At 64.6% G+C, this 13482-nt stretch carries 11 protein-coding genes and 1 tRNA gene; 4 read left to right on the forward strand and 8 right to left on the reverse strand.

Translation table 11 applies throughout. From position 1 onward, the window contains the following. Positions 1-20 precede the first annotated feature (20 nt). A complete protein-coding gene (locus ACS8Y6_RS02515) occupies positions 21-1529 on the forward strand; it encodes a CoA-acylating methylmalonate-semialdehyde dehydrogenase (RefSeq protein ID WP_440854909.1) in 1509 nt (502 codons plus the stop codon). A 65-nt stretch (positions 1530-1594) separates the two neighbouring features. On the opposite strand, the gene putA is transcribed toward ACS8Y6_RS02515, so the two are convergent. After that, complete coding sequence (gene putA / locus ACS8Y6_RS02520; RefSeq protein WP_440854910.1) at positions 1595-4855, reverse strand: bifunctional proline dehydrogenase/L-glutamate gamma-semialdehyde dehydrogenase PutA; 3261 nt, start codon at positions 4853-4855, stop codon at positions 1595-1597. Positions 4856-5090: 235 nt separating this feature from the next. Here putA and ACS8Y6_RS02525 point away from each other — a divergent pair, with 235 nt between their 5' ends. Further along, positions 5091-5942 (forward strand): helix-turn-helix domain-containing protein, encoded by an 852-nt coding sequence (locus ACS8Y6_RS02525; RefSeq protein ID WP_440850133.1) that lies wholly within the window; start codon positions 5091-5093, stop codon positions 5940-5942. A 151-nt stretch (positions 5943-6093) separates the two neighbouring features. Here the strand turns inward: ACS8Y6_RS02525 and ACS8Y6_RS02530 are convergent, their stop codons facing one another. Together ACS8Y6_RS02530 and ACS8Y6_RS02535 are read right to left on the reverse strand one after the other, a co-directional pair. Next, positions 6094-6552: a type II toxin-antitoxin system VapC family toxin gene (locus tag ACS8Y6_RS02530; protein ID WP_440854911.1), complete on the reverse strand. Its 459-nt coding sequence runs from the start codon at positions 6550-6552 to the stop codon at positions 6094-6096. After that, a complete protein-coding gene (locus ACS8Y6_RS02535; RefSeq protein WP_440850131.1) occupies positions 6549-6845 on the reverse strand; it encodes a FitA-like ribbon-helix-helix domain-containing protein in 297 nt (98 codons plus the stop codon). Before ACS8Y6_RS02535 ends, ACS8Y6_RS02530 begins: the two co-directional genes overlap by 4 nt. 250 nt (positions 6846-7095) lie before the next feature. On the opposite strand from ACS8Y6_RS02535, the gene ACS8Y6_RS02540 reads away from it, so the two are divergent. Next, the gene (locus ACS8Y6_RS02540; RefSeq protein WP_440854912.1) at positions 7096-7362 is read left to right on the forward strand and encodes a hypothetical protein; all 267 of its coding nucleotides are present in this window, start codon (positions 7096-7098) and stop codon (positions 7360-7362) included. Between the two features lie 164 nt (positions 7363-7526). Here the strand turns inward: ACS8Y6_RS02540 and ACS8Y6_RS02545 are convergent. The 5 genes from ACS8Y6_RS02545 to rpsU form a co-directional block, all read right to left on the reverse strand. After that, positions 7527-7602: transfer RNA gene (locus ACS8Y6_RS02545), tRNA-Ile, on the reverse strand. Positions 7603-7684: 82 nt separating this feature from the next. Next, entirely contained in the window at positions 7685-9565 is a 1881-nt protein-coding gene (gene rpoD / locus ACS8Y6_RS02550; protein ID WP_440850129.1) for an RNA polymerase sigma factor RpoD, read from the reverse strand. Between the two features lie 48 nt (positions 9566-9613). Beyond that, on the reverse strand, positions 9614-11392 hold the full coding sequence (gene dnaG / locus ACS8Y6_RS02555; RefSeq protein ID WP_440854913.1) for a DNA primase: 1779 nt from the start codon (positions 11390-11392) through the stop codon (positions 9614-9616). Positions 11393-11508: 116 nt separating this feature from the next. Next, on the reverse strand, positions 11509-11952 hold the full coding sequence (locus tag ACS8Y6_RS02560; RefSeq protein WP_440850127.1) for a GatB/YqeY domain-containing protein: 444 nt from the start codon (positions 11950-11952) through the stop codon (positions 11509-11511). A gap of 133 nt (positions 11953-12085) precedes the next feature. Then, positions 12086-12301 (reverse strand): 30S ribosomal protein S21, encoded by a 216-nt coding sequence (gene rpsU / locus ACS8Y6_RS02565; RefSeq protein WP_109992449.1) that lies wholly within the window; start codon positions 12299-12301, stop codon positions 12086-12088. A gap of 79 nt (positions 12302-12380) precedes the next feature. Here rpsU and tsaD point away from each other — a divergent pair, with 79 nt between their 5' ends. Further along, positions 12381-13478, forward strand: a complete 1098-nt coding sequence (gene tsaD, locus ACS8Y6_RS02570) for a tRNA (adenosine(37)-N6)-threonylcarbamoyltransferase complex transferase subunit TsaD (protein WP_440850126.1) — start codon at positions 12381-12383, stop codon at positions 13476-13478. The last annotated feature ends 4 nt before the right edge of the window (positions 13479-13482 follow it).

The raw sequence follows: 13482 nt of genomic DNA on the forward strand, positions 1-13482 counted from the left end.
ATCGTATTGAGGAGAATCTCATGAGCTCGACTGCTTCGAACTACGGCCACTGGATCGATGGCCGTCTCGTCACGGCCGACAGCGGCCGCACCTTGCCCGTCCATAATCCCGCCTCCGGCGCGCAACTCGGTGACCTGCCGCTGGCCGATCAAAGCCAGGTCGAGGTCGCCATCGCCGCGGCCGAAGCCGCGCTGCCCGGCTGGGCCGCGACCACGCCCGTGCGCCGGGCGCGGGTGTTGTTCCGCTTCAAGCAGCTGCTCGACGAACACATCGACGAGCTGGCCGCGCTCATCACGCGCGAACACGGCAAGGTGTTCTCGGATGCCAAGGGCGAAGTGGTGCGCGGCATGGAGGTCGTGGAATATGCCTGCGGCGCGCCGGAACTGCTCAAGGGCGAGCACAGCCTCAATGTCGGCACCGGGGTGGATTCCTTCTCGCTGCGCCAGCCGGTCGGCGTGGTGGCCGGCATCACCCCGTTCAACTTCCCGGCCATGGTGCCGATGTGGATGTTCCCCATCGCGCTGGCCTGTGGCAACACCTTCATCCTGAAGCCGTCGGAAAAAGATCCGGCCACGGCCCTGCGGCTGGCCGAGCTGCTGACCGAGGCCGGCCTGCCGGATGGCGTGTTCAACGTGGTCAACGGCGACAAGGCGGCGGTCGACACCCTGATCGACGATGAACGCGTGGCCGCGCTCAGCTTCGTCGGCTCGACCCCGATCGCCGAATCCATCTATGCCCGCGGGGCGGCCAACGGCAAGCGAGTGCAGGCGCTCGGCGGCGCCAAGAACCACGTCATCGTGCTGCCGGATGCCAACATGGACGCCGTGGTCGACGGCCTGATGGGCGCGGCCTATGGCTCGGCCGGCGAGCGCTGCATGGCGGTGTCGGTGGCCGTGCCGGTGGGCGAGGAAACCGCCGATCGCCTGGTCGCCGCGATCGAAAAACGCCTGGCCTCGCTGACCGTCGGCGACGGCCTGGCCGATCCCGAGCCGCAGATGGGCCCGCTGGTCAGCGCCGAACACCGCGACAAGGTGCGCGGCTATGTCGATCTCGGCGTGGAAGAGGGCGCGAAGCTGGTCGTGGACGGCCGTGGCTTCGCATCGAACGACAACCCGGATGGCTACTATCTCGGCGGCTGCCTGTTCGATCACGTCACGCCCGACATGCGGATCTATAAAGAAGAGATCTTCGGGCCCGTCCTTTCGGTGGTGCGCCAGCAATCGCTGGAGGACGCGATCGCGCTGGTCAATGCGCACGAGTTCGCCAATGGCGTGTGCATCTTCACCAACCACGGCGGCGCGGCGCGCAAGTTCTACGAACAGATTCGCGTCGGCATGGTGGGCGTGAACGTGGCGATCCCGGTGCCGATGGCCTTCCATTCCTTCGGCGGCTGGAAGCGCTCGCGCTTCGGCGTGCTGCATGCCCACGGCCCGGACGGGGTGCGCTTCTACACCCAGCTCAAGACCGTCACCCAGCGCTGGCCGGATGCCCCGGACGACGCTAACGCGTTTGCCATGCCCACGCACTGACGGCGACAGCTGACACGGGCCACAATCGCGCCGCTCGGGAAACCGAGCGGCGCTTTTTTGTGCTCCTATTCGGCGGCTTCGGTCTCCCGGTTCGTTTCCGCCGGCCGGTTGAAGCGCTGCGGCTCGGGCGTGACGAACACGTGTTCGGCCGGCTCGTCTTCTTCCAGCGACATGAGCGAGGCGTTGCCGCCGGCGGCCGTGGTATCGCGCGAAACCGCCCGCTCGGTGGCGAAGCGATGCAGATAGTGCGGCCCGCCGGCCTTCGGTCCGGTGCCGGACAGGCCTTCGCCGCCGAACGGATGCACACCGACCACCGCGCCGATGATGTTGCGATTGACGTAGGCGTTGCCGACCTTGAGGCGTTTCAGGACCCGTTCGACCGTGGTGTCGATCCGGCTGTGGATGCCGAAGGTCAGGCCGTAGCCGAGGCCGTTGATGTCGTCGACCACGCGATCGATTTCGTCGGCCTTGAACCGGATGATGTGCACGATCGGCCCGAACTGTTCCTCGCCGAGTTGTTCGATCGAGTCCAGCTCGTAGATGCGCGGGGCGATATAGGTGCCGTCGGTGTGCGCCTCGTCGAGTTCGCAGCTGTAGTGCGCCTTGAACGTCTGGTCGGCGTATTCGGCATAGGCCGCCAGATTGCGCCGGGCCTCGGCGTCGATCACCGGGGTGACGTCGGTGCCGAGATGCCATGGGTCGCCGACCGAGAGTTCGGCCATGGCACCCGAGAGCATCTCAATCAGCGTATCGGCGATGTCGGCCTGCACGTACAGCACGCGCAGGGCAGAACAGCGCTGACCGGCGCTCTGGAACCCGGAGCGGATGATGTCGGCCACGACTTGCTCGATCAGGGCCGAGGAATCCACGATCATCGCGTTCTGCCCGCCGGTTTCGGCGATCAGCGGAATGATCGGGCCGTCGCGCTCGGCCAGCGTGCGGTTGATCTTCTTCGCCGTGGCCAGCGATCCGGTGAACGCGACGCCGGCGATGCGCGAATCGGCGACCAGCTTGGCGCCGATGTCGCCCGCCCCGGGCAGGAAGGCCAGCACGTCGCCGGGGAAACCGGCTTCGTGCATTAGCTCGATGGCCCGCGAACCGACCAGGCAGGTCTGCTCAGCGGGTTTGGCGATCACGGCATTGCCGGCTGCCAGTGCCGCCGCCACCTGGCCGGAGAAGATGGCCAGCGGGAAGTTCCACGGGCAGATCGCGACGAACACGCCGCGGCCGTACAGGCCATAGGTATTGCGCTCGCCGGTCGGGCCGGGCAGGACGTGATCGGTGGCGAATTCATCCTCGACCTGGACCGCGTAGTAGCGGCAGAAATCCACCGCCTCGCGCACTTCGGCCACGCCGTCGGCCACGTTCTTGCCGGCCTCGCGGGTACAGATCGCGATCAGTTCGCCCATATGGGCTTCCAGCAGATCGGCATAGCGGCGCAGGCAGGCGGCGCGTTCGGCGGCCGGCGTATCCGACCAGCGCGGGGCGGCCTCGTATGTCGCCGCCAGCGCGGCTTCCACGTCGTCGTCAGCAGCGAGCGCGACATGGCCCACGACCTGGTCGTTGTGGGCCGGGTTGATCACGGCCTCGGCCTGGTTGTTGGCCAGCGCGTCCGATGCGCGCCTGGGCCGCTTGCCGCCGATCAGCGGGCCGGCCTGCCAGTTTCGGCTAGCGGCTTCGGCCATGGTCTCGGACAGCTGCGTCAGCTGGCGCAGGTCGGACAGATCGATGCCGCGGGCATTGGGCCGGCGCTCGCCGTAGAGATCCTGCGGCAGCGGGATGCGTGGATGCCGGACCTGATCCTGCTCGCGCACCACGCGAACCGGGTCGGCCACGATATCGGCGATCGGCTCGTTCTCGTCGACCAGGCGATTGACGAATGAACTGTTGGCGCCGTTTTCCAGCAGGCGCCGGACCAGATAAGCCAGCAGATCCTCGTGCGCGCCGACCGGGGCGTAGATGCGACAGCGCGGGCGCTTGTCGTTGGCGGCTTTTTCCACGATCTCGGAGTACAGATCCTCGCCCATGCCGTGCAGGCGCTGGAATTCGAAGTCGCTCCGCTCGCCGACCAGATGCCGGATATAAGCCAGGGTGTGCGCGTTGTGGGTCGCGAACTGGCCGTAGAACACATCGTCGTGCGCGAGGATCCGGCGTGCGCAGGCCATGTAGGAGACATCGGTGTTCGCCTTGCGCGTGAACACCGGGTAGCCGGCCAGGCCGGCTTCCTGGGCACGCTTGATTTCGGTGTCCCAGTAGGCGCCTTTTACCAGCCGCACCATGATGCGGCGACGATGGCGCCGGCCCAGATCGGCCAGCCATTCGATCACGTCCAGCGCGCGCTTCTGGTAGGCCTGGACCGCCAGCCCGAGGCCCTGCCAGTCGCCCAGCTCGTCGTCGGCAGAGGCCAGTTCGAAGATTTCCAGCGACAGATCGAGCCGGTCGGCCTCCTCGGCGTCGATGGTCAGGTTGATGTCGTACTGCGCGGCCAGCCGTGCCAGCTGCTGCAGGCGGGGCAGCAGTTCGTCGATCACGCGATCGCGATGGCCGAGCTCGTAGCGCGCGTGCAGGGCGGACAGTTTCACCGAGACGCCGGGGGCGTCCTCCGGCCCGCGCTCGGCGCTGACCTTGCCGCAGGCCTCGATCGCGTGGTGGTAGTCGTCGAAGTAGCGCTGGGCGTCGGCGTCGGTGCGCGCCGCTTCGCCGAGCATGTCGTAGGAATAGGAGTAGCCGCGCCGTTCCAGCGACTTGGCGTTGCGCAGCGCCTCTTCGATGGAACGCCCCATAACGAACTGATGCCCCATCACGCGCATGGCGCGGCGCACGGCCGAGCGGATGAACGGCTCGCCGGAGCGGCGCACCATACGCCGCATGGTGCTGCGGAAGTTGCGCTCGGGCAGGTCCTCGCGGCGCAGCATGCGGCCGGATATCATCAGCCCCCACGTCGAGGCATTCACGAACCAGGACTTGGATTCGCCCAGATGCGACTCCCAGTTGGAGCCGCCGATCTTGTCCTCGATCAGCTTGTCGACGGTCTCCGAATCCGGGATGCGCAGCAGGGCCTCGGCCAGGCACATGAGCACCACGCCTTCGGCGCTGGACAACTCGTACTCCTGCATGAAGGCATCGATGCCGCCGCCCTCGGTGGCTTTTTCGCGCACCACCTCGACCAGCCTGGCCGCGTCGGATTCGACGGCGCCCGCCGTATCCTCGTCCAGCGCCGCGATCTCCAGCAGCCGCGAAACCTGCTCGGCCTCGTCCACCCGATAAGTGGCGAGCACGTTCTGATAGCTCGGATCGTCATAGACTCTGGGTGCTGACCATTGCATTGCGCGACTCCCGTGGTGAAAATTCCGCTTTGTGCCCATCGGCGACGGTACGCATCGTGGTGACGGCCGGCGCGCGCCTCTCTCGGTTCGAAAGTGGCTCGCCGCCGCGTTGGCCCCGGACGCATAATCCTTCAGCCTAGCGTTCTTGTGGCTGTTCGTGTTGTTCGATTTTGCGCATCAATTGTTCAGTATTACGCGTGCGCGACGTTGAACTCGGCCCCGGATCCGCTCTTATATGAACCAGACTCACGCTCGATTGAACCCGATCCGGCGCGGCCACGGCGAACACCGGCATGCCTTCACTCAGCTGCTGTTCGGGCTGGGCGGCGCCGTTCGCTGCGAGATGGCGAGCGCGGAATTCGAAGTATCGACCGGCCGCATCGGCATCGTGCCCTGCCATGCGCGGCACTTCTTTGCCGGCCGCAGCGAGGACAGCCGGCTCCTGGTGGTCGATCTTTTTCTGGACGACGATACCGTGCAGCAGATCCAGACAATCGAGCCGTGCGCCGGGCTGCATGAGCTGTTCGAGGCGCCGCGCGCGTTCGCCATGCCGGCCGAGCTCCGGTTGCTGATTGCGTGTGCGGCTTCACAACTGGTCCGGGTGCCGAACGGCAGCCGGCTGTTGGCGCATCAGTGGGCCACGATGCTGGCGGTACAGGTCTACCGGTTGCTCGCCGATCGGGCCGCCGGGACGACCGATTCGAAACACGAACGCTTTCAAACGCTGGTGGATGCGCGACTGGCCTCGCCGCCGAGTAACGCCGAATTGCAGCGGCATCTGGGCATGGGCGGTTCGGCGCTCAATCAGTGGTTCCGGCGCCACTATGGCGTGCCGCCGCAACAAGCGGTGCTGGCCCGGCGTCTGAACTGGGCTCGCGATCGACTGTTGCAGTCCGCTCATTCGATTGCACAGATCGCGCACGAGACCGGCTTTGCGGATGCGCCAAGCTTCACGCGGGCGTTCGTGCGCGTGCACGGCACAACGCCAGGTGCGATGCGGCGCCGCCTGGCGAGCGACGGTCCGGTTCGGGGCGGGGTCGTGGCCATCGACCCCAGCACACAACCGCTTATTTCGTATAGAGCCTGAGGTTCTGCACCCGCGCCCGGTAGGCTTCCATACGCTCGCGCTCGGCGGCCACGCAATGCAGCAACACGTTGAGAGCGCTCGTGAGCCCGCCGGTGGATTCCAGGATCAGGCCGATAGATTGGCTTTCGCCAGAACGGCGGCTGGTGACCGATTATTCCGTCGCGATCTGGTCGAGAAGGACCACGGGAATTCGTGCGGATACGATTGCTAGCCGCTTGTCGCCCGTGATAAAGGCGCCGCAATCGGCTTGAACGGCAGTAGCGATGTGAAGCGCGTCGGGTAACTTCAGGCTCGGGTAGTCGGCTCGTAGTTCGGCGGCTAGGTCGGCGATGCGAGGCTCTACAGACGTTACATTGATAGGGCCGGCACCAGTGAGCAAACGTCGGTAGCGGTCTGCGAGTTCGACTTGCCTTTTTCCCAGCGGATGGACGAGCACCTCAGCTCGCGACAAAACGCTCGTGTAGGCTGCGCTCTCGCCTGTAAAAACACGCCGAACGATCAGCGATGCTGAATCTCGCAGCGGGCCGGTATCACCCTCGAATGCCATGTAGATAAACACATTGCTATCGAGATACAGCGAGACATCGGGTAACGAGGAGAGCTCGCTCATTCTCGGGGATCGCCACGCTCGGCGCGTAGCTCGTCCATCAGTTCTTCCACGTCAGCCAGTGTGCCAAGGCTGCAGTATCGATCGTCGGATAAAGCGACGTCGAGTTCCTCCAATGTCAGCGGTTGGCCCATCGGCGCCGGCCCATGTTGTATCGACTGCATATCCCCTGCATGAACCGCCTGTTCGATGATGCTGGCCGCCTCTTTATTAAGCGATCGATGATGGCGCCGTGCACGCGCTTTAAGCGCCTCGTGTAGATGCGCTGGTAGATCTTTTACGACGAGCGTGCTCATGGGACATATCCATTTCGCTAGCGTTATGGATGCATTATAGCTTGCCAAGCGTCCTGGCCGGAACTGTTCCGGTGGTGTCTGCTGATAAGGGCGCCAATCTGGGTGCCGCATAGGGCCGAGTGGCCACTGGGGGCATGACTAATGCACCAGAACAGTAGCGTTGAGCGATTCAACTGCTCGGAACATTCGAAAATTCCTCTGTTCCATCCTATGATTCATTTGTTAAGCCGGCATCGCGGGAATGGGGGACATGGCGATTTCGATCGAGGGGGTCGTCAGCGCCAAGCTGGGGCTGGCATCGCATCAGAATGCTGTGCCACTGCTGCAGCAACTGAGCATAACGAATGAAGGCGAGGAGCGGCTCGACGACCTCGTCCTTGAGCTTGAGCCAAGCTTGCCATTCGCTACCGCCAAAACATGGCGTATCGACCGGCTTGACCCTGAGTCGAGCATCGCGATCACGGATCGTGATGTAGAGCTTAAGAAATGCTATCTGGCGAATCTGACCGAGAGGTAATCCTCCCATTTTTAGCGCGCTATTTTCCGGGGGGATTACCGTAAGACCGCTTTCCAGCGGCCTGCAGAGGGCAGCGATCGTATGCCTGTTGCACGACGAGTGTACCTATAATGTACCTCTGGGCATTAGGGCGAGCAATGTGGGGCTATAAACTATTGATTTTATGGTGGGCCCGGTCAGATTCGAACTGACGACCAAGGGATTATGAGTCCCCTGCTCTAACCGCTGAGCTACAGGCCCCAAATGAAAGCGCCGGGCGCGTTGCACGCCCGGCGCGGAACTATAGCTTGGCGGCGGCGGGCCCGCCAAGCGTTCGGTGGGCTTACTCGTCGAGGAAGCTCTTGAGGAAGGTCGCTCGCGAGGGGTGGCGCAGTTTGCGCAGGGCCTTGGCTTCGATCTGGCGGATGCGCTCGCGGGTAACATCGAACTGTTTGCCGACCTCCTCGAGGGTGTGGTCGGTGTTCATGTCGATGCCGAAGCGCATGCGCAGGACCTTGGCCTCGCGCGGGGTGAGGCTGGCCAGGGTGTTGTGCGTGGCTTCGCGCAGCGATTCGCCCGAGGCGGAGTCGTCGGGGGCTACGGCGTTGATGTCCTCGATGAAGTCGCCGAGATGCGAATCCTCGTCGTCGCCGATGGGCGTCTCCATGGAGATCGGTTCCTTGGCGATCTTGAGGACCTTGCGCACTTTTTCTTCCGGCATTTCCATGCGCTCGGCCAGCTCGTCGGGCGTGGGCTCGCGGCCCATTTCCTGCAGCATCTGGCGCGAGATGCGGTTGAGCTTGTTGATCGTTTCGATCATGTGCACCGGAATACGGATGGTGCGTGCCTGGTCGGCGATCGAGCGGGTGATGGCCTGCCGGATCCACCAGGTCGCATAGGTCGAGAACTTGTAACCGCGGCGGTATTCGAACTTGTCGACCGCCTTCATCAGGCCGATGTTGCCTTCCTGAATGAGGTCCAGGAACTGCAGGCCGCGATTGGTGTATTTCTTGGCGATGGAAATCACGAGACGCAGGTTGGCCTCGACCATTTCCTTCTTGGCACGGCGGGCCTTGGCCTCGCCAATCGACATCTTGCGGTTGATTTCCTTGATGTGATTGACGTCGAGCGACGATTCGGCCTCGATCTCGCGCACGCGGTTCATGTGGCGCACGAGTTCTTCGCGCCGGCTGGCGATGGTCGAGGAATAACGACGCTTGGCGCGGATCAGCTTTTCCAGCCAGTCTTCGTTGGTGATGTTGTCGGGCAGCTGACGCACGAAGTCGCGCCGCGGCATGCCGGCTTCGGTCACACAGATGCGCAGCATGTCGCGCTCGGCCGAGCGGATATCGATCATGGCGGTGCGCAGCTGCAGGGTGAGGTCGTCGGCGGTCTTGGGCACCAGCTTGAAGCGCATGAAGTGCGTGGCCAGAGCCGACAGGGCGGCCTCGGTTTCGGCGTGTTCGCGACCGTTGGCCTCCAGCGAGGCGACGGCGGCGTCGTGCAGGCGACGCAACTCGGCGAACTGGGCCTTGGCTTCCTCCGGGTCCGGGCCATCGTTGGCCGGGGCGGAGCTTTCCTCTTCTTCGTCTTCGCCGGCCGAGTCGGCCGCTTCGGCGTCGTCGTTGCCGCTGTCCACGGGGTCGCCGGTGTCGGGGTCGACGAAGCCGGCCAGCACGTCGGTCAGGCGCTTGTCTTCGGCGGCGACCTGATCCCACAACTCAAGCAGACGTCCGGTGGTGGCCGGGAAATAGGCCAGCGCGAACATCATTTCCGACAGGCCTTCCTCGATCCGCTTGGCGATACGGATTTCGCCTTCGCGGTCGAGCAGTTCCACGGAGCCCATTTCGCGCATGTACATGCGCACCGGGTCGGTAGTCCGGCCGAACTGCGGGTCGAGCGCGGCCAGCGTCGCGGCGGCTTCCTCGGCGTCGTCGTCATCGTCATCGTTGACAGTGTTGCCGGCGATGACCAGATCGTCCTCATCCGGCGCCTGTTCGTGCACCGTGATGCCCATGTCGCTGATCATGTTGACGATATCTTCGATCTGCTCGGGATCGACAATATCGTCCGGCAAGGTATCGTTGACCTCGGCGTAGGTCAGGTAACCTTTCTGTTTGCCGTGGGCGATCAGTAGCCGAAGCTGGGATTTCTTGTCTTTGCTCATGTGACTCGCTGCGTGTTGGGCTCGTGGGGCAAGGCGCACTCGGCGATAACCGACCATTATAGCATCGCTGCCGCGCCGAATCGATTCGATGCGGTGCGTGCGGCCTCAGGGCGGGGTCTGAGATCGACCTTGTAGTTGGCTCAAGACTTCCTTCAACTCCTTTGCGGCCGCTGCATCGAGCGGCCCGCGTTCCTGTTGTGCGACCAGTGCGTTGTAGCGTTGTCGCAGATTCGCGCGGGAGCGGCTCTGTTGCTGCAGCCGCGCGACCACATCGACGAATTCGCCAGCGCGCTGTTCTTCGTCGCCCGGCGGGTTGGCCGCGGCCAGCCGCTGCAGGCGATGGAAAAACCGATGTTCGCGGTGATGTTCAAGCCATTGCGCAACGGATACGTTTGGGTTGCTTGCGAAAAAGTCAATCGCTTCGGCCAAAATTTGCGCGCCGGGATTGTCGTTGTCGCGCAATCCGTCGGTGGTTTCGATGCGCCCGGCCAGGCTCGGGTCGGCCAGTAACAGCATGAAACCGCGGGTCACGGGTGGCAGCTCGGCGCTGTAGGCGTTTTTTTTCGATTCCGTACCGTGCGCGCCGTTGCCGGCGCGCGGGGCCGGCTGATTCGCGGCGTAGAGCTCACGAATGTCATCCGCCGGCAGGCCGGACAGGCGACTGATCTCGGCGACCATTTCGGCGCGAAAGGCGTCCGGTGGCAGGGTGTTGATCGGCGCGCGCGCGCGCTCGACCAGTTGGGCACGGCCATCCGGCGTGGCCAGGTCGAGGCCCTCCCGGAGTTCGCCCAGCAATACCTCCGAGGCCGGTCGGGCGGATTCGATCGCCGCGGCCATGGCCTCGCGGCCGCCTTCGCCGCGCACGAGGCTGTCCGGATCCTCGCCGTCGGGCAGAAACAGAAAACGTACGCGCCGCGCGCCGCGCATCACGGCCAGGCTATGTTCCATCGCTTTCCTCGCCGCACGAACGCCGGCGGCATCGCCGTCGAAACAGAAGACCACTTCCTCGGTATGTCGAAACAGCGTGGTTAGATGCGATGCGGTGGTGGCCGTGCCCAGCGTGGCCACCGCGTTGGGGAAGCCGTGCTGGGCGAGGGCGATGACGTCCATATAGCCTTCGACCACGAGCAGGCGGTCGAGCTGGCGCAGGGCCTGGCGCGCTTCGTACAGCCCGTACATGTGGTCGGACTTGTGGAACAGCGGGGTTTCGGGCGAGTTCAGGTATTTGGCGCTGTCGTCGCCGAGCGTGCGTCCGCCGAAGGCGATGGTGCGGCCGCGCGTATCGCGGATCGGAAACATCAGGCGATTGCGAAAGCGGTCGAAGTAACCGCCGGAGTCGCGCTCGATCAAAAGGCCCGCCTGGGCGGCGGCCGCCTTGTTGGGCAGACGGCGTGTGAGGTCGTCCCAGGCGTCGGCGGCAAAGCCGAGGCCGTAGATCTTGGCCATTTCGCCGGATACGCCGCGGTTTTTCAGATAGTCGATTACGCCCGGATTACGGCGCAGTGCCGCCTGATAATGACGATCGGCCTGGCGCATGGCGTCGAGCAACGGCTCGCGCGGCGGCCCGCTGGGCGCCGATGCGGTCGCCTCCTCGGGGATTTCCATGCCGGCGGCATCGGCGAGCACTTCCACCGCGTCGCGAAATTCCAGGCGATCGTACTCCATCAGGAAACTGATCGCCGTACCGTGCGCGCCGCAACCAAAGCAATGATAGAACTGCTTGACGGGCGAGACGGTGAACGAGGGGGTCTTTTCGTCGTGAAACGGGCAGCAGGCGGTGTATTCGCGCCCGGCCTTCTTCAGCGAAACACGCGCGTCGATCAGCGAGACGATATCCGTGCGTTCGAGCAGCTGATCGATGAAGTGCTGGGGGATGCGCGCCATGAAGCCATTCTAAACGACGGATAGGCCGCTGCGCGCAACACGGCGCGGCGGTTCAGGCCAATCGGGTAGCCGGCCCGCAGGGTCCTGCCGGACTCGCGTGAGCCCGGACGGGCAGGCTACTGCAGTTTGGCCTTCAGCCGCTGGCTGACCACCGACATATCGGCCTGACCCGCCAGTTCGCCCTTGAGCTGGCCCATGACCCGGCCCATGTCCTGCATGGATGCCGCGCCGGTATCGGCGATGGCGCGATCGACGGCGGCATCGATTTCCGATTCGGACAACTGGGCGGGCAGGTAGTGTTCGAGCACCGAGATCTCGGCGGCCTCGGCGTCGGCCAGTTCGTCGCGTTTTGCGTCGCGATACTGCGATTCGGCGTCACGGCGCTGCTTGACCATCTTTTCGATCACCGTGAGCACGTCGGCGTCTTCGAGCGTGGTGCCGTTATCGATTTCACGCTGCTTGATCGCGGCGTTGACCATGCGGATGACCGACAGGCGTTCCTTGTCGCGGGCCCGCATGGCCGACTTCATGTCCTCGGACAACTGATCCTTGATGTTCACGTTCGAACTCCCTGACACGAGTGATGAAATACGCACGAGATACCGACACAAAAACAGCGGCCCCGGGGCCGCTGCAATCATCGATTCAAATCGATTGCCGCAATCGATTCGTGAATCGATGCGACGGCCAGAATCAATACTGGCGCGTAAAACGCTGCTGTTCACGCTGTATGCGCTTGGCGTGGCGCTTGACGGCGGCCGCGCGCTTGCGCTTGCGAGTCTGGCAGGGCTTTTCGAAGAACTCGCGACGGCGTACTTCGGTCACGACGCCGGCTTTTTCGCAACTGCGCTTGAAACGACGCAGTGCGACTTCAAACGGCTCGTTCTCTTTGACGCGTACGCTAGGCATTGAGCATCACTCTCCGGGAAATCTGATGTGTAGCTTTCGTGCCGGTGACCGAGTTGGAACGACCGGCTAGAATAGGGCGATGAATAATACGCCCGAGAGCGCCACTTTGCAACGCCCCTTCGCGATCCTTGGCATCGAGAGTTCCTGCGACGAATCCGCCGCCGCCATCTACAGCGATGCCGGTCTGCAGGCCCATGCGCTGCACAGCCAGGTGGCGCTGCATGCCGACTACGGTGGCGTGGTGCCGGAGCTGGCGTCGCGCGATCATATCCGCAAGCTCCTGCCGCTGATCGAGCGCGTTCGTGCGGATGCCGGCCATCCCGAACTCGCCGGTATCGCCTATACGCGCGGGCCGGGTTTGATGGGCGCCTTGCTGGTCGGGGCCTCGGTGGCGGCCGGGCTGGGCATGAGTCTGGGGTTGCCGGTGCTTGGCGTGCATCACATGGAAGGCCATCTGCTGTCGCCGTTGCTGGAAGAGCCGGCGCCCGCATTCCCATACGTTGCCTTGCTGGTGTCGGGCGGGCATACGCTGCTGGTGGCGGTCGAGGGCCTGGGTCGTTACCGACTGCTCGGGCGCAGCGTGGATGATGCGGTCGGCGAGGCCTTCGACAAGAGCGCCAAGATGCTGGGGCTCGGTTATCCCGGCGGACCGGCGCTGGCCGCGCTGGCGGCCGAGGGCGATCCGGCCGCCCACGCTTTCCCGCGTCCTATGCTCAAGCGGCCCGGGCTGGATTTTTCTTTTTCCGGGCTCAAGACGGCGGTGATGCTGGCGGTCAAGGCGGCCGAGGCCTCGCGCCCGGCCTACGCCGACATCGCCGCCAGTTTTCAGCAGGCGGTGGTCGATACGCTGGTCGCGAAATGCGCGCGCGCCATCCAGCAGACGGGCATGCGGCGGCTGGTCGTCGCCGGCGGCGTCGGGGCCAACGCCGCGCTGCGTGCCGGGCTGGGTGAACGCGCGGCCGGCGACGGCTTCGCGCTGTATTTCCCGCGCCAGGCGTTCTGTACCGACAATGCCGCCATGATCGCGCTGACCGGCTATCTGCGCCGTGGCGAGTTCCGGCCCGGCATCGCGCCGGCCGCGGCGGTGGCCCGCTGGCCACTGGAGGATCTGGCGCCGCCGCGCGCATCAGCCGCGCCGCGGGTCGCAACAGACACCGTACGCGTCGGCTCAGTGTAATTGC

This window comes from Salinisphaera sp. RV14, from assembly GCF_052044135.1.
GTDB lineage: Bacteria > Pseudomonadota > Gammaproteobacteria > Nevskiales > Salinisphaeraceae > Salinisphaera.